Below are 21,441 nucleotides of genomic sequence, written 5' to 3'. Positions count from 1 at the left end.
AACCAATGCGAAAGTATATCGATGCAGAGCAGTAACTGTTACATCATTTTCAATAATATTTACATTATTCACACTTTCGCATTTATCATTATGTAAAAAAAAAATAGATTTGTACTATGAAGAAACTCTTTTTAATTACTACACTCCTTTTATTTGTTACAAATATTTTCTGTCAGTCGCTAAAAAGTGGCATGATTTACGGAAAAAACCATGCCTTCATGTTAACCGCACCCGATGGCTGGGTGTTGGATAATCAAGCAGGTGTATCACAGGGTTTGCATGCTGTCTTTTACAAAGAAGGAGAATCATGGTCTGAGGGAGAATCTGTTATGTATGCCACATCGGGAATATTTGAAGAAACCGGATATAAAAATATAGATGACCTGATTGAAAAAGACGGAAAAGATTTTATCAGGAACTACGCCGACATTAAGATCGTTGTAAAAGATGATATTAAGATCAATGACAGCACCAAAGCTAAGGTTCGATATCTATCAGGAAAATCTTACGGCAATTTTGAAGCAATGGCATACATCGATGCCGGCTCATCCTGGTCGATGATAATTTTAACTTGCAGAACACAGGAAGGTTTCAACAGTTCAACAGATGCCTTTAATACACTTGTTAAGTCATATTATTTTCTATCTAATAAGATTGAAATAGAAGATAAAAAGAATTAAAATTAATCTGATCGCCATTATAGTTTTATTTAATTTTTCAAGACATTAATTTATTACGATGCGATTTTAAGGCCAATGCTTATTTGCATATTTGAACCTATCTCTTGCGATAAACAGCTAACCGCTATCAATTATAATCTTTGATTGTCAATTACTTATATCTTACAGCAAAGAATACCTCATAATTGACTATTTTTGCGACCCTTAAACACTCAAACGCATGTTCTTACAGAAGATCAAGAGGAAAGATTCAGGAATTTTATTATACGGCATTACTCCACCTAAAGCAGAAACAGCCGCTGAAAAAGTAGCTGCTATTGCAGAGAGAACGCTAACTCGTTTATATCCGTTAGATATTGATGCGCTTGTAGTGTATGATGTGCAGGACGAATCTGCAAGAACTGCTGAAGAAAGACCATTCCCTTTTTCAAATGCACTGGATCCATTCAAATTTGCCAGCGAACATTTACAATCTTTACAAACCCCCAAGATCATCTACAGACCTGCTGGAAAATTTACTAAAGAAGAATTAGCTCAATGGTTGCAGGATCTTACCGACAATAAATTCTATCCTGTATTTGTAGGCTTACCAACTCCGGACTATAAGGTAAAAACTAGTCTTAAGGAAGCATATGAAGTATGGAGTAAGCATCAGGAAAATTCAGTAGTTGGCGCTGTTACCATACCGGAAAGACATGCCGTATTAGGTGATGAAGACAAAAGAATCATTGATAAAATGAACAGCGGTGTTTCATATTTTATTTCTCAATGCATTTTTAATATTGAATATGCAAGGGAAACAATGGAGGCGCTTACTGCAACTTGTAAAACCAGCGGCATAGAAATGCCCACCCTGATTTTTACACTAACTGTTTGCGGCTCTGCAAAAACACTTCATTTCATGGAATGGTTGGGCATTCATATTCCTGATAATTTAAAAGAAGAACTTGCTACTGCAGATAATACAGTTGAAAAATCAGTAAACATTGCACTGAATATTGCAACGGAATTAATTGAATATTGCTCTTCCAACAACATTCCATTCGGTTTTAATATTGAAAGTGTTGCAATCAGAAAAGAAGAAATAGAAGCATCCATTTTTCTTGTGAATAAAATTGGTGAAATGCTTAGAGAAAAAGGATTGAGAGCTGAAATTTCGCAACAAGAAAATGGCTTTAACCATGTTGGGATACCAGACGTTGTTTCAGAAAGCTAAGGCTTACTTCATCCATTTTACTGCCAACCGATCATATTTTCGAATAGTCTTTTTATTACGCCGATAAAGACGTTTATATTTCTTTGTATTTCGATAATATGTCATTGCCATTTTAATTTGTTGCTTACGCCAACGCAGTACGATGTTTTTCCCAAGTTGCTTATCTGTACCCAATGTATAAAAATGTAGTTTTTTAACTTTTTTATACTTTGCTGTAGTTGTGTAAAAACTGTCAAATAATTTATTGAGTGCCTTTTGAAATCCGATCAGTTCGTCTTTGTATTTTTTTAAAGTATCATAGGTGTACACTGCTTTCAATGCCTCTCCCATATCGCCGTTGATATGAGCATTGATACCAATGAACTGAAATTGCAATTCACTGAAATTTTTATTTGAATAATATTTTTCCCATACAGGCGATTGCTCTTTTCGATCAATATAATTTTGATGTGCTTTGAAAAAAAACGAGGCAAATGAATTTTCGAAACCAATAATAAATCGTCGAACACTATCAGGCTTTGTAAGCAATTGTTTATTTGTGTACAATATTGACTGTCGATATAGCTTTGCAAAATGCTTCGAAGGCGTTTGAGTATTCCCAATTTTCTCCAAACTATCGATCACAACTGCATTGAAAGCATGCTGTGCATTCGAAGCAAAGGAAAATATTGAAAACACGAGCACTAACAAACGCTTCATCAAATTACAGGATTGTTTATTAAGGACAAGATGGCTTTTGACAAAGTCGCTTTTTCTCTAAGCGGCAATTCGAGATAGCAACTTTTTAAGAAATACTTTTGTTTGATCGTTACTTTATCGAAAATAAATGTCCGTAATTGATCATCCATTAAAGCTATATCTACTATATGAGCCCATTTCATATCATCAGAAATAAATTGATGATCAGCCTGCATTACCATTTTTTCAATATAATGAAACTTAAGCGGAATGCTGATCTCTTCTTTATCCATCACAACAGAAAGACAAAAAGTTTTTTGATTCAATAAGGCATTATTGAATCCAAGCCAATTCTTTCTCCATAAATAATTCTGAATTTTTCTTTGCACCCAACTCAATTTTGTGTGAGCAATATTCCGTGCAAACTGCATTGTCATCATACAACTTGCCGGCATATGTAAACTAACAGCACTATGCAATTGAAGTCCCCGATAATTCAACAATTGACTTTTATGATTCAATAACCATTGCCATTCATCCGCAAAATAATTCTTGGCAAAAAAACAAAGAATGTTCATTTGATAATTACAATCTGCTGCAACATCCTGCATATCATCATACAACTGCATACTACGTACCATACTGCTCCAGCTTGAAAATTGCTTCTGAAATTGCAGTTGTTTTTTGTCAAGCAAAACCGCTCTTAATGTCAGCAACACCTGAATAATATCATCATCTTTTGTTTTTTGGTATTGTAAAAGATCGCTCAATGAAAAATTTTCATTAAAGGCGTTTATATCAACCTTATAGGTGTCGAAGCACTTGTTACAGGCCTTACAGATAAGTTGAGCAGCCTCTACCCCTTTCTCCGTATTCAATTTATTGAGATGAAGATTCATCTCACTTAATAAAAATTGAAGGTGCTCGTAAAAGGCTTTATAGGTAATCTCGTATTTAGGATTGATCTCCTCCAATATCGATTGTGGCAATACATTACAAATATCAAATTCATAATATAGTTCTATTCCTTTATCAGATTTTTTATACCTAAGATTGTAATCAACCGCTTCATTACTCAATACAGTTTTGATATTATCTTTCCCATAGCTTGTAGCAATTCCATCAATGAACTCATCTCCGAATAAAATTGCTAAACAAACAAGGTTAGCAAGATGACTCTTGTTTTGTAATATTTGAAAAGCATTCTGACGAAACAACAAGGTATCATACGCAAAAGAACCCTTCTCTATATTATTTCGAACCTGCAATAGTTCATTGAATTGTAAAATATAATTAAGGCGTTTATTTTTACGAATCTTCTGACGCATATACAACCCAACCGGAAAAGACAAGAGCATTGATCCGCTGAATTTCATGAAACGCATCAATTCATCCGAAAACTTGTATGAAAAAGAATTATCATGCTTAATGTTATCAGCCAATAAATTCAGCATAGCTTCATGTTCATCATTGAAGCTCTCGTGTAAATTTTGACTTCCTAGAGGTACCGATGTATTTAAAGAATTTGCTCCGGTTAGTTTCATTGCAGCAAAATAATCAATGACAGGCAAAAATCAGATACCCAATGCAAGGTATTTTACATGGTCTTAAAAATGGTTGCATATTTATTACCAAAACTACCCTATTTTGTATACGAATAATCTATTGGTAACGTATGATGAACTTAATTAGAAGTAATCAAAAAGCTGTTGCACTGATTTCAGGTATTATTTTATTTTCATTCTTTGTTCTTTTTAACCCTTTAGGATTAGATCCAAAAGCAAAACTGGTATTAGCTACTGCTGTATTGATCATTAGTTGGTGGATTCTCGAAGCCATGCCACTGGCCGTTGTGGCACTTGTTCCGATTGTATTGTTTCCCTTGCTTGGCATAAGCCCTATTAAGGAAGTCAGTAAATCATATGCGGATAGTATTATCTTTTTATTTATGGGAGGATTCTTTATCGGTATTGCAATCGAAAAATGGGATCTGCACAAAAGAATAGCATTAAACATTATTAATCTGACCGGCACTAACGGTAACAAGATCATTCTGGGTTTTATATTGTCAACAGGTTTTCTGAGTATGTGGCTCAGTAATACCGCCACTGCAATGATGATGGCAACGATTGCCACCCCTGTTATTGCAGTAATAGCATCACACAATAAAGAAAATACCGGTGTGAAAAATTTTTCACTGGTATTGATGCTATGCATTGCCTATGCCAGTAATTTCGGCGGCATTGCCACCATCATAGGCACACCACCTAATGTGGCTTTTGTGAATCATATCAGTGAAAAATTCGGCTACAATATTGGTTTTGTTAGCTGGATGACCATCTTTACACCTCTGGCCATTGCACTCCTCTTATCCTTGTATTTTGTTTTAACAAAATGGTTATTTCCAAATAACATCAAGCATGGCGAAGAAGGAAGGAGTTACATAAAGCACGAATTAAAAAATTTGGGCAAGATAAATATCTCTGAAAAAAGAATATTATTTGTTTTTTCAGCAACTGTTTTTCTTTGGATAACCAAAGACATCTTAAACAGCCTACAACATACAATAAAATTAGACGACACAATTATTGCACTGGCAGGCGCTATCAGTTTATTCATCATTCCATCAGGAAAAGAAAATGAAAGGTTGCTAGAATGGAAAGACACTAATAAAATGGCCTGGGGCATTTTGCTATTATTCGGCGGCGGCATTGCTGTTGCTACTGCATTAGAGAATGCTAAATTGATGATTCAACTCGGTGCATACATTGCATCATTTGCAAGCAGCAATATCTTTATTATGATATTGATCGTTACAACCATTTCAGTCTTTTTAAGTGAGGTGATGAGTAACATAGCTCAAGTTATAGTGATGGCACCGGTTATCTCAGCAGTGGCTATTGCATTACATATTGATCCATTATTATTAGGTGTTCCAATGACACTTGGAGCCAGTTGTGCAAGTATGCTTCCAATGGGTACTCCGCCAAATGCCATTGTATTTGCAAGCGGTCATATCAAACTAAAAGATATGCTAAAAGCAGGGTTTGTACTTAATATTGTTTGTATAATTTTTATAACAATATTCTGCTGGTTATTACTGCCGTTAGTGATGGCAGTTAAATAAAATTTCCTGCAATACACTAAAGTATTGCAGGAACCCAAATTAATATAATCGAAGACTGATACCCGGAATGGTACGTACTTTTTTATCCGGACCAACAACTTTGACCTCATCAAAAATAACGATTGAGCCCGGAATGCAACGAGCCATTAATGCACTAAGCGGCTTCAAGCTGCTACTTGTGATTGTTCCTTTTTCTATCCCCTTAAAATTAGCCCCTGAAAAATACACAGTAGCACCTATCACACTAAAATGTGCATCAAACTCAAAATTTTCCAGCTCAGCCCGGCAATATTCCTGATTTTTAAATGTAGTAGCCGACATCTTCCCAAAGCCATCACCCGGTTGAGATTCAAGAACTGTTGTTTCACTTTTCATTTCAGATCCGGAAAAATAACCGTAAGAAGTTTTGGGTTGTTCAACAAATGCAAGCTGACTATTAGCCTGCAGCATACAAGTGCTCAGCAAAGCACAAAGAAATGGATGTTTCATTTTGTTAGGTTTAGAAGAGGTGAATGAATGAACTTAAAACTACAGTTTAGTAAGTGAAGAAAATGTTACAATCACAATTCAACCAAGTGCAGTTTAAATGTTTAACATTTTTTAAACCTGCCTTTTGCTCCCTGATTTTATGCAATGGCAACGATTGCATAAAAATATATTGGGTGCAAACGGCCTCATGAGTAAAAGGGAATAAATTTTGATGATAAATTACCTACTAAAACGTTTGCCATGAAATCTATCACCAAATTCGTGATGATACTCCTTGTATCATTGCTCCAGTTTTCTTTTTCCTTTTCGCAAGACCAATGCACACCTGTTGGTTGGGTTACTCAAAACGGTGGTGTAACGGGTGGAGGAACAGCTACCCCTACAGTTGTTACTACGTATGCAGCTCTCAAAACAGCTATTACAACTAGTTCAGTAAAAGTGGTACATATTTCAGGAACCATTACAATTCCGGCGGCCGGTCGTATTAGCTTTCAAGATCAAACAGGAAAAACGATCTACGGATTACCGGGATCTAAATTAGTATCTACCGATCTTACAAAGGATGGCTCAGGTATTCTTTATATGAAAAGATGTACAAATGTGATCTTAAGGAATATAACATTTGAAGGCCCCGGAGCATATGATACAGATGGTTGGGATAATATTACGATTGATAATAGCACAAACATCTGGGTAGACCATTGTGAGTTTCAGGATGGGATGGATGGAAATCTTGATATAAAAAACGCAGCAGATTATATTTCTGTCACCTGGTGCAAATTCATTTATAAAAAGGCTCCAATCCCCGGCGGCCCAGGTGGTTCGAACGACCATCGATTTTCAAATCTTTTTGGTTCAAGTGATGGGGCTACCGGCGACAGAGGTAAACTTCGTGTAACAATGCAAAATTGCTGGTGGGCTCAGGGTTGTAAGGAACGTATGCCCAGAGTACGTTTCGGAAAGGTACATATGGTAAACAATCTTTTCAATAGCACTGTAGCTAATAAATGTGTAATGGCTGGCTTTGAAGCAGACCTGTTGGTTGAGAGCAACGTTTTTGAAAATGTGAATAGCCCTATTGATAAAATGGATAATACATTTACAGCTATTACATCAAGGAATAATATTTTTACCGGCACATCAGGCAATACTACCGGAAGCGGCACTTCGTTTACACCTCCCTACACATTAACCATTACGCCTGTGGCAAATGTAAAAGCTCAAGTAATGGCCGGTGCAGGTGCAACACTTACAAGTCCGGTTTGTGACGGCACTCCTCCTCCCGTTACCTATACACTCAGTGCCTCATCAGTTCCAACAATTGGTGGCACAGTATCCGGTGCAGGCACTTATAATTCCGGCTCATCTGTAACGGTAACAGCTACCCCTGCAAATGGCTATACATTTACGGGATGGAGTGGAGATGCTTCAGGCACAGCAGCTTCTATTTCTGTTACGATGAACGGCAACAAATCTGTAGTAGCTAACTTTCAAGCCATAACAACTACTACATATACTTTAACAACAAACAGCAATCCTTCAGCCGGCGGCTCCGTAACAGGTGCAGGTACTTACAATGCAGGTGCAGTAGCAACACTAACCGCTATACCGGCAGCAGGATATATTTTTACAGGATGGAGCGGAGATGCAACGGGCACAACAACTTCTGCATCAGTTACAATGAACAGCGATAAAACTGCTACAGCCAACTTCCAGCTATCCGGTGGCGGCGGTGGCTCTACCATCCGAATTGAGGATGATGCAACAACTTCAACAGGGCTTTGTTTATTTGATGGTTCCATCAGTACTAATAGCGGAGCCAATAACGGCAAGGTGATCAATCTTTCTAACTCGATCAATAAAGTAATTGAATGGAGTGTTAGTGCAGGAACAACAGGATCTTATACGTTGAACTGGCGGTATGTGAACAGCAGCAGTAGCAATGCCTTTACTATGAAACTGCTTGTGAATGGCGTAACAATTGATGTAGCACTTCCTTTCCCACAAACAAGCAGCAGTACTGTATTCTCCAACACAAGCAAGACTGTTACACTGGTTCAGGGCATAAATAAGATACGTCTGGAAACAACAACATCTGCAGCAACAGCAGATATAGATTGGATTGAAATTACCGGAGAAACACCAACGGCGGCAAATTGTTCAACTACAACAACCTATAGCCTATCTACATTGGTTACTCCATCTCCCGGAGGTACAGTTACTGGAGCAGGCATTTACACTGCAGGAACGGTTGCAACAGTTACAGCCACTCCGGCAAGCGGTTATACATTTACAGGTTGGTCTGGTGATGCATCAGGCACAGCAACTTCAGTAAATATTACCATGAACGGGAACAAATCCGTTACGGCAAACTTTACACCTGTAGTTGTCACATATACATTAACAACAACAGCTTCTCCTACAACAGGCGGCACTTTAACAGGTGCAGGTACATACAACGCTGGATCAGTAGTAACGGTTACGGCTACTCCGGCTAGCGGATACACATTTACAGGATGGAGCGGTGATGCTGCAGGCACTGCAACTTCTATATCCGTTACAATAGATGCAAACAAAGCTGTTACAGCTAATTTTGCTCCGATCATGTATACATTAACCACCACTGCTTCTCCGGTAGCAGGAGGCACTGTAACTGGTGCAGGTACATACAACGCAGGATCAGTAGTAACGGTTACGGCTACTCCGGCTAGCGGATACACATTTACAGGATGGAGCGGTGATGCTGCAGGCACTGCAACTTCTATATCCGTTACAATAGATGCAAACAAAGCTGTTACAGCTAATTTTGCTCCGATGACGTATACATTAACCACCACTGCTTCTCCGGTAGCAGGAGGCACTGTAACTGGTGCAGGTACTTACAACGCAGGATCAGTAGTAACGGTTACGGCTACTCCGGCTAGCGGATACACATTTACAGGATGGAGCGGAGATGCTTCAGGCACTGCAACTTCTATATCCGTTACTGTAGATGCTAACAAAGCTATTACGGCTAATTTCACACCAATAATTGTTACATATACCTTGACTACTGCTTCTTTACCTACAGCAGGCGGCACTGTAACTGGTGCAGGTACATACAACGCAGGATCAGTAGCAACGGTTACAGCCAATCCGGCCAGCGGATACACATTTACAGGATGGAGCGGAGATGCTGCAGGCACTACAAACTCAACTACCGTTAGTATGAACGGCAATAAAATTGTTACTGCAAACTTCCAGCTTATTTCAAATGGAAACAGTACAATAAGAATTGAAGATAATGCCACAGCAACTACCGGACTTTGTTTGGTTGAAGGAACTGTAAGCAGCAATAGCGGTGCTAACAATGGCAAAGTGATCAATCTTACCAACTCGCTGGCAAAAGGCGTTAACTGGAAAGTGTTTAGCCCAGAAGGCGGCAGCTATACACTTAGCTGGAGGTATGTTAATAGCAGTACAAGCAATACCTATACAATGAAATTGTTGATCAATGGCCTAGTGGTAAACAGTGCTGTTCCTTTCCCCAAAACAAGCAGCAGTACTACTTTTGCTACAGCTACTGTTACGGTTAGTTTAGCAGCAGGCAATAACAGTATAAGATTAGAATCTGTCAGCTCTAATGCAACTGCGGACATTGACTGGATAGAAGTTACAGGAAATAGTCCTGCTGCAGCCAACTGCTCGGCGGCAAGACCGGCAATCAATCGAGAAGCTATTGTCATCAGTAAAATTTATCCAAATCCTGCAAAAGGGTTTACACAGATCAATTTTAGTTTATCATCTGCCGATAAGGTTTCCATTAAAGTGTACGACCAGCTTGGCAGAATGGTGGATGATCTTGGCTGTAAATTTTATTCTAAAGGGAATCATCAAATTACATATTCTACGAAAAAAGCGAATAGCGGTAATTACCTTATCCGGATACAACATTCAAACGGCGAGGTAAAAACGCAACAACTTTCTATCCTATAACCAAAACCAACGCAAGCATTGTTAAGAGGCTGCATCATTAATGCAGCCTCTTCTTTTTATAACCATCGGAAATAAATACCTGCTCTTGGGTATTTTATTTAACATTATTTTTCTGTACGTTTGTCAAACACTTAATAAAGTCTTTTTATGAAAAAGTTAATTTTAGCGCTCTCAATAATTCTTTTGAACGTCTCCTTAGGATTTGCTCAAAACGAAAAAGTTGTATTATGTACAGATTACGATAAAACTACCGGACAGCCAATAGGCATTAATAAAGACTGGGATATCAAGAAGACCGGAAGCTATGTCTATATTGTGTATTCACAGGATAGAGCCATCAACGAATCATTGACCTTGCAGGTTGACAAAAAAAATGCCGCTGGGAATTTTGTATTTTATGCCCGTGAAAGTTTCTATAATAATATTAGCGACAAAAAGAAATGGGCAATGTATGATTATAAGTTTACTTCTGATGGAGATTATAGAGTTTCTGTGTTGGGTAAAAACAACGTTACATTGGCAAAAACCATGGCCAATATTGCTTATATGAGTGATGAAGGTACAAGCAATCCTTCAGCAATTACAAATAGCGATTATTATGCAAGTTCTACTGTTGCATTCGGAGAAAGTGTTGAAAATGCAAAATTAGTTGGAGAAGCAAGTACATTTAAACTTGTAAATGGATCTAAGCACTTGGTATGTCTGATAACCAATGACAGTGCATTTAAAACAAAGTCTGTTACACTATATGTTTACACAGGAGCAAATTATAAGGAAAAAGCTTATCAGGAAACCTTTACTGTAGGCGACCTTGACTGGGACTGGATAAAAGTTCCGGTAGATGCAACGAAAGTGGGTAAATATGTCGTAGATATTTATAATGACAAGGATACATTTATCAATAGCGGTTATTTCGAAATTACCCGATAAAGTCCTGTCATAAAATTATTTATTGTTGTACATTGTTTCAACAATAAATACACAAAATCATGCTTGAAAATTTGCCCGTGTATATAGCGATTGTTTTCGGATTAACAACAGTCGCCACACTCCTGTTATTTTATTGGGTGATTCGCAATTCGAACATAGAGCGAAAAACCGCATTCTTTATATTGATCGGATCGATTGATTGGCTTATACTTCAAGCTGTGCTGACCTATATTGGCATTTATAATTCCAGTATAGAAGCTATGCCCCCTAAAATTTTGGTTTTTGGCATTGCCCCTATGCTCTTGTTTATTTTGTTTTTATTTATAAGAAAAAGTGGAAGAAATTTTATAGATCAACTATCCATTAAACACCTTACTTACTTGCATGTTATAAGAGTACCGGTAGAAATTGTACTGCTCTGGCTTTTTATGCATAAAGCCATTCCGCAATTAATGACTTTTGAAGGCAGAAACTTTGATATCCTGGCAGGTATTACAGCTCCCATCATTGCCTATGTGGGATTAACAAAAGGCAATCTAAGTAAACAGATCATTTTGTTGTGGAATTTTATTTGCCTGGGGCTTTTACTAAACATTGTTATCAATGCCGTACTTGCTGCTCCTTTCGCATTTCAGCGATTCGCTTTTGATCAACCAAATATTGCCATATTTTATTTTCCTTTTAGTTGGTTGCCAACTTTTGTGGTACCCCTTGTACTATTCAGTCACCTGGTAACCATCAAACAATTATTAAAAAAGTGAAAGCGTAGACTAATAATTTCTTTTTTTTCTTGCAAGAAATTTTTCTTTGATAACAGTTGCCATCGGCTTTTGATATACTTTACTTTCAACCCAAGAAACAATATCGAGATAAGCGAACGAACGTGTTTGGAAACGATTTTTTTCCAATGCTTTTATTTTAAACAGAAACTTTTCCAACTCAGGCTTTAATTTAGATCGATGCACATTAAATGAATTACGTAAAAATTTAAACATCTCCTCTTCTACTACGGTAAGATTCTCCATTTTAGCCATAAAACGGTAAACCGATTTTGTAAGAGAATCGATCAATTCAGAATTGCCTAATTCATAATGCGCCAAAAGGTGCATCAGCCTTGAATAGCACTGCAGATCGCCTCTAAAATCGACATGATCATGAATAATCTTTTGAAGGTAATCGATACAAGTATTGTAATCACCACTACCAAAATAAAGTGACGCTATTTTATAATTAAAAACGAGAATGCGATGGTTATCCAAATACAATGAATATTCATCCAATTTCTCTTCAACATAAGGCACCAGCGAAAGACCTTCGGAAAAACTACCCAACATAAAATGCTGGTTGATCTTTGCACTATTGATATACACGAATGTTTGTATACGGTGGTTATCATGCCTGTTAGCCAGATCAGTTTTAGAAAATGCCTCAAAGTCTTTTAAAGTAATTTCAAAGCCCTGCGAATTTCGAAGATCAAAATGCGCATTCAACAGGTTATGCATTCCCTTAATATAATAACCTGTTTCTACCTTTATCATAAAAGGATATTCGTTGAACAGATCTATCCACTTTTGAGAATATTTGTAATACTGTATAAAATCCTGACGAATAAATGCATACCAACAATAACTCTGATATAGATATAATCTTTCATAAAAGCCTGTTTGAGTAATGGCATCTGCCGGCAAATTCTTTTTAAAGAATTTTTTTACCCCTACTTCATCTTTTTCATTTCTTGCATGACCATTTTTGATGAACCAACTATACAACTGTATTGCAAGGTTAGATAAACGTGCTACCATCTCCACCCTTGTATTGGCTTCAATCGCTTCGGCAGACAACTGTTCTCCACGATGTTGCATTCCCCGGGTGATATGCAATGATTCGATCTTTTTTTCCCACGCAACAACCTGCATTAAAAAATTATACTTGTAATTTGACTTAGCAGATTCTTTTAATTTTTCAAGGATTTTTAAACTTTGATGATACAAACCTTTGTTATATAGAATACGGGCAAAATCAAGTTGTTCATTCAACTGCATATCAATACTCTCAGTACTTTTTAATAAGCGTAAGCTACTCAACAGTTGCTTATACAAATGCACTTTTACGTTTGATAACTGAGGTTTTTTTATAGAAGAGAGTTTTTTTAGTAAAATTGCTTCGTCGTATTCGGGCAATTTATCCATTGCATCAAACAATTCTACTATTTTAAGGTGTTCATTATGAGAACTTCTTTTAATATATAGCTTGAAATTCCGCTTTTCGGACTTCTCCAGCGACTTTATTAATTGAAATAATATATCTGAAAATCTGTTGGACATCATTAATTAAGTTTACTGAAACACAATACCATAAAGGATTTTGCGTTTATTTTAACGGTTTTAGCGTAATAAAAACACTTTAAAGTTGGTTTTACACGCAAACAAAACCCTCTTACTTTTGTGTAAGAAGGTTGGAAATAAAGTTCATAAGCAAGCAATCGTTAAAATGACATCCAATCGTGAGGCGCCCTGAGGGCAATAAAAAATACTTTTAAGAATTTTTCATATGGCAAGCAATCGTTAAAGTTCTTCCGTTTCTACGGAGGAACTCTTTTTTTTAGTGCTGCTAAGTACGGTAAAAAAACATTACAAACATCATATTTTCTTAACTTTTTTTTAAGATTTCCCTAATATTCAAAAAAGATCTCTGTGGCTCCATAGCCATAATTAGGATGATATTGGTTTCTGAACGATTTTACCTGCCCTTTTCCCTTTAATATTTCATGTATTTCGTCTCTCAATTTACCTGCTCCAATACCGTGTATAACAATCATATTGGGCTGATAATGAGCTATTGCTGCATCATAATGCTTCTCAAAGGCCTTTAATTGTATGGTCAATATTTCAAAATTACTAAGATGCTTCCAATTATCTGTAAGTTTCTCTATATGCAGATCTACAACACTTTGTGGTGCAGGCATATTTTGTCTGATCTCGTGTGCACTATATATTCTGTAGCCGGAATTTCCAAGTCTTGACAGGTCCACTTTTACTTCTTCTACTTTATCAGGATACTCCTGAAAAAGTAAATAAGAAAAAGATGGTTCATTCTTTAACTGCATTTCCTCAATGCGTTTAAACAATTGCTTTGCTTTTATTTTTAAAGAAGCTTCAAAATATTCCGCTTTGCGTTTATCAGGCTTTTTTAAAGAAAATTCAAATTCAAAACGAGGATTATCGCTCAACTCCTCAAACTTTACATCGTTGAGATAAAAATCGTTTAAAGGAGTAATTGAATTATGTAATTCGAAATCGGATACCCCGTTGAATACAAGATCATAAGTGAAATTAAATTCAATGTCGGTTTGATTGATAAGATATAGTTTGAATTTTTCTATGATCTGATCATCAAAAACATCTTTACTGAAAACCGGCACAAAGGACACAAACATACCATCGGCAACTTTTTGTTTTGTACTTCCCTTTTCAGATTTTACATTATCGATAAATACTTTTTGTTTTTCTTCAACTCGTTTTTTTGAAAACATTTTGAAATAAGGGAAATCTATCTGATCGGTATAGGTAGGGAATCTTACACCCTTCACTTCTATCATGACCATCTTCTCATTCATGATCTCTACTACTTTTCCTTCTTCTTCGGTAAGTAATACAATTATTTTATCTCCTTCTTCGAATTTCAATTTGGTTTAGGGAGTTTAGTGTTTAGTACGTTTAGTAATGATATTAAAGTCCGTCGAACATCAAATAATTTATGATTGCAAAGTTAAGGATAGAAGCACAGATAAGATATTGACATTGATTTTATCCGTTACAGTCTCGATATATCAATGTTATCCGTGTCTCTATTGATTGGCCAGTTTACTTTTTTTGTACCCATATAACAAATAAATGATCAAGCCTATTGCTAGCCAAGCTAAGAACCATGCCCAGTTAGCTTTTGTCATACCAGTAAGCAAATACATGCAGGTGATAAGCCCCATCAAAGGGATGAGAGAATATTTTTTAAAGAATGTGATCACGCTTAAAACCAATGCAGACAACCAAAAGATGATCAATGAAATATTAGGCAATGCCGCATCCATGAAAGTGATCTTGCCACTTACATAATCGGCATTTTTACTAAAATCAAAATTGAACATATCAACGAAATATGTTTTTGAAATATAATACGCACCAATCATTGCCCCAATTACTATGATCGGGAAAATAACCTGTCCGTTAACGTAAGGAAGATTAAATTTACCGGGTTGCTTTTCTTTTCTTGGAATCAAAAGCACGCCACCACAAACCAATACAAAGGCAAACAATGTTGCAATGCTGGTAAAGTCAAGCACAAAAGTTTTATCTGTAAAAAATAGCGGAATACCTACAACAGCACCCGTTACAATAGTAGCAAATGATGGTGTTTTATATTTTGGATGTACTTTTTGAAATACAGGAGGTAACAAACCATCACGACTCATACTCATCCATATACGTGGTTGTCCCATTTGAAAAACAAGCAATACACTTGTCATAGCAATAACGGCGCATATAGAAACCAAAAATTGCATCCAACCAACATTGAGATTATCTTTTTCAAAAATAAATGCTAACGGATCTCCAACATTATCAAAATTTCTGAAATTAGTTGCTCCGGTTAGTACCAACGTTAGTAAAATATAAATGATGGTACAAACCACCAAGGAAAGGATCATACCTCTCGGTAGATCTTTTTGAGGGTTCTTACTTTCTTCAGCCAATACACTTACTGCATCGAAACCGATATAAGCAAAAAATACACTCGCTACCGCTGCCATTACACCGCCAAAACCTTTCGGCATAAACGATCTTACACCATCATCATTTGCAGGCAACCAGTTATGTGTAAGATCATTGTGAAAAACAAGATAACCACCTACTAAAATGATCAACAACACAACGGCTAATTTTAATATCACCATTACATTACTGAAATTGCGACTTTCCTTTACCCCACGATAGACCAAATAGGTGATCAGAAAATTAATAACAAAAGCAGGCAGGTCTAAAATTATTCTTAAGCCTCCAACCACAGGTGCATTGTTCCATGCGGCCAGCACATCCGGCTTAGTACTACCATCTGCTATAGCCCCTTTTGCTTCCATATAACTGGTGCTTAACCAGGCAGGAATATCATAACCGGTCTTACTGAGGAAAGAAGTAAAATAATCGCTCCAGCTATAAGCTACATAAATATTGCCGATAGAGTACTCCATGATAAGTGCCCAACCGATGATCCAGGCAAACAACTCACCAAAACTTGCATAAGCATAAGTATAAGCACTACCGGCAACGGGTATACGACTTGCAAACTCCGAATAACAAAAAGCAGTAAATGCACAGGCAATTGCTGTGATAACAAATAAAATAACCACACCGGGGCCTCCATTAAAAACTGCACCGCCAAGGCTGCTGAAACTACCGGCTCCAAGAATAGCAGCTATCCCAAAAAATGTAAGGTCTCTTACATTCAATACTCTTTTCAAGCCACCGCCTCCATGTGTATCATCGCCGCCTTCTGCTAAAATATTTTCGATCTTCTTTGTACGAAATAAAGAATTTGCCATGCCGTTCAGTTTTGAACAGGTAAATTAAGAAAATTTGTTTGAAGTAATAGCTTTTATAGCTCTGTGAGAGATCAACTTTCTCTCTGTATCAAATAATTGGCTAATTCCACCAATGGCTGCTTACGATTGGATAAAACTGCAACATCATCCAGATGTTGTAACGCAGTTTGAAGATATTTTTCTTTTAATTGTTGTGCCCACTCACCTACTTTGCAATCGTTGAATATTTGTACTACTTTTTCTACCTTATCGGAAGGGTTATCGGTCATTAATTTTTTCAATGTTGCCAATTGTTCTGCAGATGCAGTCTCAAACGCATGAATCATCAAAAATGTTTTTTTATTGGCAAGAATATCTCCACCAATTTGTTTGCCGAATTTTTCGGCATCGCCAAAGCAATCCAGATAATCATCCTGCACCTGAAAAGCGATACCCAGGTTCTTACCAAATTCATAAATATGATGCTGGTTATGTTCACTTGCCCCACCTAAAATTGCTCCTAGTTGCAAACTAGCGGCCAATAATACAGAGGTCTTTAAAGTGATCATGTTCACGTACTCATCCAAACTAACATTTGCTTTGCTTTCAAAATCCATATCCAATTGCTGACCTTCACAAACCTCTCTGGCAGTTTTGGTGAACAATTGCAATATCTTTTGCAAATGCAAAGCTTTGATCTTGTTCAGATATTCGTACGCCTGCACCAGCATTACATCTCCAGCCAATATAGCTGTTGATTCTCCAAATTTTGTATGCACCGTTTGCACCCCTCTTCGTAATGGTGCCTTGTCCATTATATCATCGTGTATCAAACTGAAATTATGGAATAATTCTATTGCCGCACCTACCTCAAATGCATCTGGGGTAATTGCATCAAACAACTCGTTGCCCATCAATACTGCAACGGGACGAACTCTTTTACCGCCTATCTGCAAAATGTATTCCGCTGGCGTATATAAAGTTGGCGTATGAGCAGGAAAATGACTTCCACTGAATTTCTCTTCGAATAATTTTGATAACTCTGTAAAAGATTTCATTTACTTCTTTTTCTTCTTATCGTTAAATTTTGATTTTTTGGCATCCAGTTTTTCATCTCCTACTACCCATTCATAATCTAACTGACGTTTTTCCAAATTAGCCGCTACCACTTTTATTTTTACAGCATCACCCATTCTGAATTTTTTACCGGTACGCAACCCAACTAATGCATAGTCTGTTTCGTCCAAACGGAAATCGTCATATGTATTGAGGTCTCTTACCGTTACCATGCCTTCGCATTTATGTAAAACCGTTTCCACAAAGAACCCAAATGCCGCAACACCACTAATGATACCATCAAATTCTTCTCCGAGGTATTGTTGCATGAACTCAACCTGTTTGTATTTATTTCCTGCTCTTTCCGATTCCATAGCTTTGCGTTCCCTATCACTGCAATGCTTACACTTCTCCTCCATTTTCTTGTCAAGCTTCAAATTCTTATCCAAACATTCCTGTAAGATACGATGCACCATTACATCCGGGTAACGACGGATAGGCGAAGTAAAATGGCAATAATGTTCAAAGCCTAAACCATAATGGCCGATGTTTTCTGAAGTATAAACCGCCTTTGCCATTGTGCGGATACCCAGTTGTTCCAATACATGCTGCTCCGGTTTGCCATTCACATCTTTCAACAGATCATTGAAAGATTTTGCAACCGCAGCTTCATCTTTAATATCGAACTTATAACCGAATTTCTTTGCAAAAGCGGCAAATGGCTTTAGTTTCTCTTCATCCGGTGTATCATGAATACGATAAGGAAACGGTATTGGCTGTTTATTGATCTTTATCTTAGAAACATATTCTGCAACAGTTCTGTTTGCCAGTAACATAAATTCTTCTATCAACTTATGTGCATCTTTGCTCTCTTTTACAACAATGCCTAATGGCTTTCCGTTCTCGTCCAGTTTAAAACGTACTTCCTGCGACGAAAAATTAATAGCACCATTATCAAATCTTTCCTTTCTGAATTTCTTAGCAAGGTCATTCAATAAGAGTATTGCTTTAAAATTCAATCCATCTTTTTTCTCAATGATCTCCTGCACGTCTTCGTATGTGTAACGATGATCGCTGTGGATAAGTGTTCGACCGATCCATTTATGTTTGATCTCTGCCCTGTTAGTTATCTGAAATATTACGGAGAAAGTATATTTATCTTCATTCGGACGCAATGAACATAATTCATTACTGATATTTTCCGGCAACATCGGATTTACCCTATCGGGCAAATACACACTGGTGGCTCTTTCGTAGGCACTCTTATCTAATATGCTATCCGGTTTTACAAAATGACTTACATCTGCAATGTGCACCCCAATTTCATAACAACCATTATCTAAATTGCGGATAGAGATAGCATCATCAAAATCTTTTGCATCGATCGGGTCAATGGTGAAAGTCAAAATATCACGACAATCTTTTCGTTTTTTTAATTCCTCTCTGGTGATTTTTTCTGAAAGGCTCATTGCTTCTTTCATCACATCATCACTAAACGATAAAGGAAAACCTCCATCGATCAATATTTCCTTCATAGCCATATCATTCACGTCTTCCGCTTTCAATACACTCACTACTTCACCTTCCGGCTTTTTATCAGCCTTATCCCATTTTACCATTTTTACCACCACACGATCGCCGTTTTTAGCTCCATTCAATTTTTCTGTGGGAACATAAAAATCCGGAATGGCTTTATCAGTTGCCGGTGTAAAGAATGCAAAGTTTTTGTTTACTTCTATATTGCCGACAAAAGTGCTTTTTGCTCTTTCGGCTACTTCGGTTATGATACCTTCTGTACGTCTGCCTTTTTGATTTTCTTTATTGATCTGTACTCGAACCGTATCGCCATGAAAAGCTCTTCCGAAATTATTGGGTCGGATAACAATATCATCTTCTCTTCCTTCAATGATCACATAGCCCATACCGCTTCTGCTGATATCTAATTTACCTTTTACTACTAAAGTTTGGGATGATTTTTTGGAGCCTGACCTGCTGTTTTTACTCATATGGTGCAATTTACAAAGTATTTGACACAAAGAATGATTTTACCATAGGGAACACAGTGTTACACTGAGACGTTTCGTCAAATTTTATTTTACTTTTGAAGCAAATAAAATACCGTGGCTCTATTTAGTTTAAGGGAAGAATTGGTAAAAGAACATTCAAAAGCTCAATGCAATAAGATCGTAGCATGGGTAGGTTCTGACCAGAAAAGATTTGACGAATTGTTTACCCACTTCTCCGGTAAAGAGTTAAAACTGGTAAAAATGGCGGCATGGCCAATGAGCTATTGCGTACAGGAACATCCTGCATTGATCAAAAAACATTTTACCGACATAATAAACATACTTTCTAAAGAAAAACTGATTGATGCTGTAAAACGAAATAGCCTCCGTGCATTACAATGTGTTGATATCCCGGAAAAATATGAAGGCCAATTAATGGACCTTTGTTTTAAATATGCCGCGGCTCCTGAAGAGCCAATAGCAGTAAGAGTATTTGCTTTGAATGTATTGAGTAATCTTGTTAAAAAATACCCGGAGATATTACCTGAGATAAAATTACTGATCGAAGAAAATGAAAATCATCAAACAGCAGCATTTAAAAGTGTTGCCAATAAAATAAAAAGAACTTACTTTAAAAATAAAAAATGACCTTATGAAAAAAATAATTTTAGTCGCCATTTTCTTTTGTTCCATCATCAATACTCAAGCCCAAACAGACTGCGGTAGCCCTGCTGTAATGCTTGACAAAATGAATGTATTTTATATTGGTGTTCCAAATCCTGTAACGATTGCATCCGGAGCGCCATGGGATAAAACAGCAGTTAGCTGCATGGGTTGTTCATTAACGGGTACAGGAAGCAATAGAGTTGTATATGTAACAAAATCCGGCAAAGCAACGATTACTGTTGTTGCCAATGATAAAGCATACGTTTATGAATTCAGGGTAAAAGAAATACCCAGTCCAGTATTCAAGATCGGTAACGGTTCAATAAAAATGTCTGTTGAAGCATTTAAAAAACTCCAATTTTGCAGAGCCGAGTTGGCCAATTTCGATTTTGACGCAAACTTCAGCATTACAAATGCCGCAGTATATTTTTCAGGAAAAAATTTTAAGAAAGTACAGAAAGGAACCATCAACGGTAATAGTTTAGATACTATCAAAACATATATGGATCAATGCACTGCCGGAAGTGTGGTGGTGTTTGACGAAGTAAAAGTAAAGGGCCCGGATGGTAACGAACGCAGCATACCCGGAGCATGTGTGATATTGTATTAAGTCTATCGCCACTCACAAATTCCATTTTAACAAAGCTTTCTAAAACATATTTGTAATATGCAGCATGAAAAAATCAATCAGCATTTTATCCATCGTTTCTGTGTTATTCATCCTTATCTCTTGCGGTGATACGACAAACAACAAATTAATAATTGGTAGCTGGCAAGGGGCTGAGTGGTTGGTAAATGGTCAACCATCCGATAATAATGCAAAAGCAACTTCTTTCACCTTCAATGAAAAAGGCGATTACACTTTTAATTACGGTGGTGTAATTGAAAAAGGAACATATAAAGTTGAAAATGCCATGTTGTTTACAACTCCCGAAAAACAACAGGAAATAATGGTAAACATCACTAAACTAACAAATGATAGTTTGGTATTTGATATGAACAGAGGTGGGCAGCCGGAAACACTTACTTTACTAAGAAAGAAATAA

General features: G+C 36.9%; 17 protein-coding genes. 9 read left to right on the top strand and 8 right to left on the bottom strand.

The window, feature by feature from the left end; all coding sequences use genetic code 11:
- The first annotated feature begins 116 nt into the window (after positions 1-116).
- Both ACQ33O_RS09335 and ACQ33O_RS09330 read left to right on the top strand, forming a co-directional pair.
- Positions 117-680, top strand: coding sequence for a hypothetical protein (locus ACQ33O_RS09335; RefSeq protein WP_430995305.1), 564 nt, complete (start codon positions 117-119; stop codon positions 678-680).
- Between the two features lie 220 nt (positions 681-900).
- Entirely contained in the window at positions 901-1,896 is a 996-nt protein-coding gene (locus ACQ33O_RS09330) for a methylenetetrahydrofolate reductase (protein WP_430995304.1), read from the top strand.
- A 3-nt stretch (positions 1,897-1,899) separates the two neighbouring features.
- Here the strand turns inward: ACQ33O_RS09330 and ACQ33O_RS09325 are convergent, their stop codons facing one another.
- Positions 1,900-2,595, bottom strand: a complete 696-nt coding sequence (locus tag ACQ33O_RS09325; RefSeq protein WP_430995303.1) for a DUF5995 family protein — start codon at positions 2,593-2,595, stop codon at positions 1,900-1,902.
- Positions 2,595-4,118, bottom strand: coding sequence for a hypothetical protein (locus ACQ33O_RS09320; protein ID WP_430995302.1), 1,524 nt, complete (start codon positions 4,116-4,118; stop codon positions 2,595-2,597). Before ACQ33O_RS09320 ends, ACQ33O_RS09325 begins: the two co-directional genes overlap by 1 nt.
- 131 nt (positions 4,119-4,249) lie before the next feature.
- Between ACQ33O_RS09320 and ACQ33O_RS09315 the strand changes: the two genes are divergently transcribed.
- On the top strand, positions 4,250-5,701 hold the full coding sequence (locus ACQ33O_RS09315; protein WP_430995301.1) for an SLC13 family permease: 1,452 nt from the start codon (positions 4,250-4,252) through the stop codon (positions 5,699-5,701).
- A 39-nt stretch (positions 5,702-5,740) separates the two neighbouring features.
- Here ACQ33O_RS09315 and ACQ33O_RS09310 read toward each other — a convergent pair whose 3' ends face one another.
- Entirely contained in the window at positions 5,741-6,190 is a 450-nt protein-coding gene (locus ACQ33O_RS09310; protein WP_430995300.1) for a GldM family protein, read from the bottom strand.
- Between the two features lie 240 nt (positions 6,191-6,430).
- Between ACQ33O_RS09310 and ACQ33O_RS09305 the strand changes: the two genes are divergently transcribed.
- The 3 genes from ACQ33O_RS09305 (at position 6,431) to ACQ33O_RS09295 (ending at position 11,856) form a co-directional block, all read left to right on the top strand.
- Positions 6,431-10,165, top strand: coding sequence for an InlB B-repeat-containing protein (locus ACQ33O_RS09305; RefSeq protein ID WP_430995299.1), 3,735 nt, complete (start codon positions 6,431-6,433; stop codon positions 10,163-10,165).
- Between the two features lie 147 nt (positions 10,166-10,312).
- A complete protein-coding gene (locus ACQ33O_RS09300; protein ID WP_430995298.1) occupies positions 10,313-11,095 on the top strand; it encodes a hypothetical protein in 783 nt (260 codons plus the stop codon).
- Positions 11,096-11,154: 59 nt separating this feature from the next.
- The gene (locus ACQ33O_RS09295; RefSeq protein ID WP_430995297.1) at positions 11,155-11,856 is read left to right on the top strand and encodes a hypothetical protein; all 702 of its coding nucleotides are present in this window, start codon (positions 11,155-11,157) and stop codon (positions 11,854-11,856) included.
- A 9-nt stretch (positions 11,857-11,865) separates the two neighbouring features.
- Here ACQ33O_RS09295 and ACQ33O_RS09290 read toward each other — a convergent pair whose 3' ends face one another.
- The 5 genes from ACQ33O_RS09290 to rnr form a co-directional block, all read right to left on the bottom strand.
- Positions 11,866-13,422 (bottom strand): hypothetical protein, encoded by a 1,557-nt coding sequence (locus ACQ33O_RS09290; protein WP_430995296.1) that lies wholly within the window; start codon positions 13,420-13,422, stop codon positions 11,866-11,868.
- Positions 13,423-13,766: 344 nt separating this feature from the next.
- Positions 13,767-14,780, bottom strand: coding sequence for a Smr/MutS family protein (locus ACQ33O_RS09285; RefSeq protein ID WP_430995295.1), 1,014 nt, complete (start codon positions 14,778-14,780; stop codon positions 13,767-13,769).
- A gap of 162 nt (positions 14,781-14,942) precedes the next feature.
- Complete coding sequence (locus tag ACQ33O_RS09280; protein WP_430995294.1) at positions 14,943-16,688, bottom strand: amino acid permease; 1,746 nt, start codon at positions 16,686-16,688, stop codon at positions 14,943-14,945.
- A gap of 71 nt (positions 16,689-16,759) precedes the next feature.
- Positions 16,760-17,725 (bottom strand): polyprenyl synthetase family protein, encoded by a 966-nt coding sequence (locus ACQ33O_RS09275; protein WP_430995293.1) that lies wholly within the window; start codon positions 17,723-17,725, stop codon positions 16,760-16,762.
- Entirely contained in the window at positions 17,726-19,729 is a 2,004-nt protein-coding gene (gene rnr / locus ACQ33O_RS09270) for a ribonuclease R (protein WP_430995292.1), read from the bottom strand.
- A gap of 114 nt (positions 19,730-19,843) precedes the next feature.
- Between rnr and ACQ33O_RS09265 the strand changes: the two genes are divergently transcribed.
- From ACQ33O_RS09265 to ACQ33O_RS09255, 3 genes are all read left to right on the top strand, one after another.
- Positions 19,844-20,377 carry a hypothetical protein gene (locus tag ACQ33O_RS09265; RefSeq protein WP_430995291.1) on the top strand — a complete coding sequence of 178 codons (534 nt, stop codon included), beginning with the start codon at positions 19,844-19,846 and terminating at the stop codon, positions 20,375-20,377.
- A gap of 4 nt (positions 20,378-20,381) precedes the next feature.
- Positions 20,382-21,005, top strand: a complete 624-nt coding sequence (locus ACQ33O_RS09260; protein WP_430995290.1) for a GldM family protein — start codon at positions 20,382-20,384, stop codon at positions 21,003-21,005.
- A gap of 64 nt (positions 21,006-21,069) precedes the next feature.
- On the top strand, positions 21,070-21,441 hold the full coding sequence (locus tag ACQ33O_RS09255) for a lipocalin family protein (RefSeq protein WP_430995289.1): 372 nt from the start codon (positions 21,070-21,072) through the stop codon (positions 21,439-21,441).

This window comes from Ferruginibacter sp. SUN002 (assembly GCF_050611725.1).
GTDB lineage: Bacteria > Bacteroidota > Bacteroidia > Chitinophagales > Chitinophagaceae > Ferruginibacter.
The sequence above is the reverse complement of the archived record's forward strand: the minus strand, read 5'-3'. Positions and strand labels throughout refer to the sequence as shown.

Coding starts and splice junctions, on each gene's coding strand:
- ACQ33O_RS09310 (WP_430995300.1), bottom strand. CDS start 6,190: ATGAAACATCCATTTCTTTGTGCTTTGCTGAGCACTTGTATGCTGCAG.
- ACQ33O_RS09305 (WP_430995299.1), top strand. CDS start 6,431: ATGAAATCTATCACCAAATTCGTGATGATACTCCTTGTATCATTGCTC.
- ACQ33O_RS09280 (WP_430995294.1), bottom strand. CDS start 16,688: ATGGCAAATTCTTTATTTCGTACAAAGAAGATCGAAAATATTTTAGCA.
- ACQ33O_RS09330 (WP_430995304.1), top strand. CDS start 901: ATGTTCTTACAGAAGATCAAGAGGAAAGATTCAGGAATTTTATTATAC.
- ACQ33O_RS09315 (WP_430995301.1), top strand. CDS start 4,250: ATGATGAACTTAATTAGAAGTAATCAAAAAGCTGTTGCACTGATTTCA.
- ACQ33O_RS09275 (WP_430995293.1), bottom strand. CDS start 17,725: ATGAAATCTTTTACAGAGTTATCAAAATTATTCGAAGAGAAATTCAGT.
- ACQ33O_RS09295 (WP_430995297.1), top strand. CDS start 11,155: ATGCTTGAAAATTTGCCCGTGTATATAGCGATTGTTTTCGGATTAACA.
- rnr (WP_430995292.1), bottom strand. CDS start 19,729: ATGAGTAAAAACAGCAGGTCAGGCTCCAAAAAATCATCCCAAACTTTA.
- ACQ33O_RS09255 (WP_430995289.1), top strand. CDS start 21,070: ATGAAAAAATCAATCAGCATTTTATCCATCGTTTCTGTGTTATTCATC.
- ACQ33O_RS09300 (WP_430995298.1), top strand. CDS start 10,313: ATGAAAAAGTTAATTTTAGCGCTCTCAATAATTCTTTTGAACGTCTCC.
- ACQ33O_RS09320 (WP_430995302.1), bottom strand. CDS start 4,118: ATGAAACTAACCGGAGCAAATTCTTTAAATACATCGGTACCTCTAGGA.
- ACQ33O_RS09325 (WP_430995303.1), bottom strand. CDS start 2,595: ATGAAGCGTTTGTTAGTGCTCGTGTTTTCAATATTTTCCTTTGCTTCG.
- ACQ33O_RS09290 (WP_430995296.1), bottom strand. CDS start 13,422: ATGATGTCCAACAGATTTTCAGATATATTATTTCAATTAATAAAGTCG.
- ACQ33O_RS09335 (WP_430995305.1), top strand. CDS start 117: ATGAAGAAACTCTTTTTAATTACTACACTCCTTTTATTTGTTACAAAT.
- ACQ33O_RS09260 (WP_430995290.1), top strand. CDS start 20,382: ATGAAAAAAATAATTTTAGTCGCCATTTTCTTTTGTTCCATCATCAAT.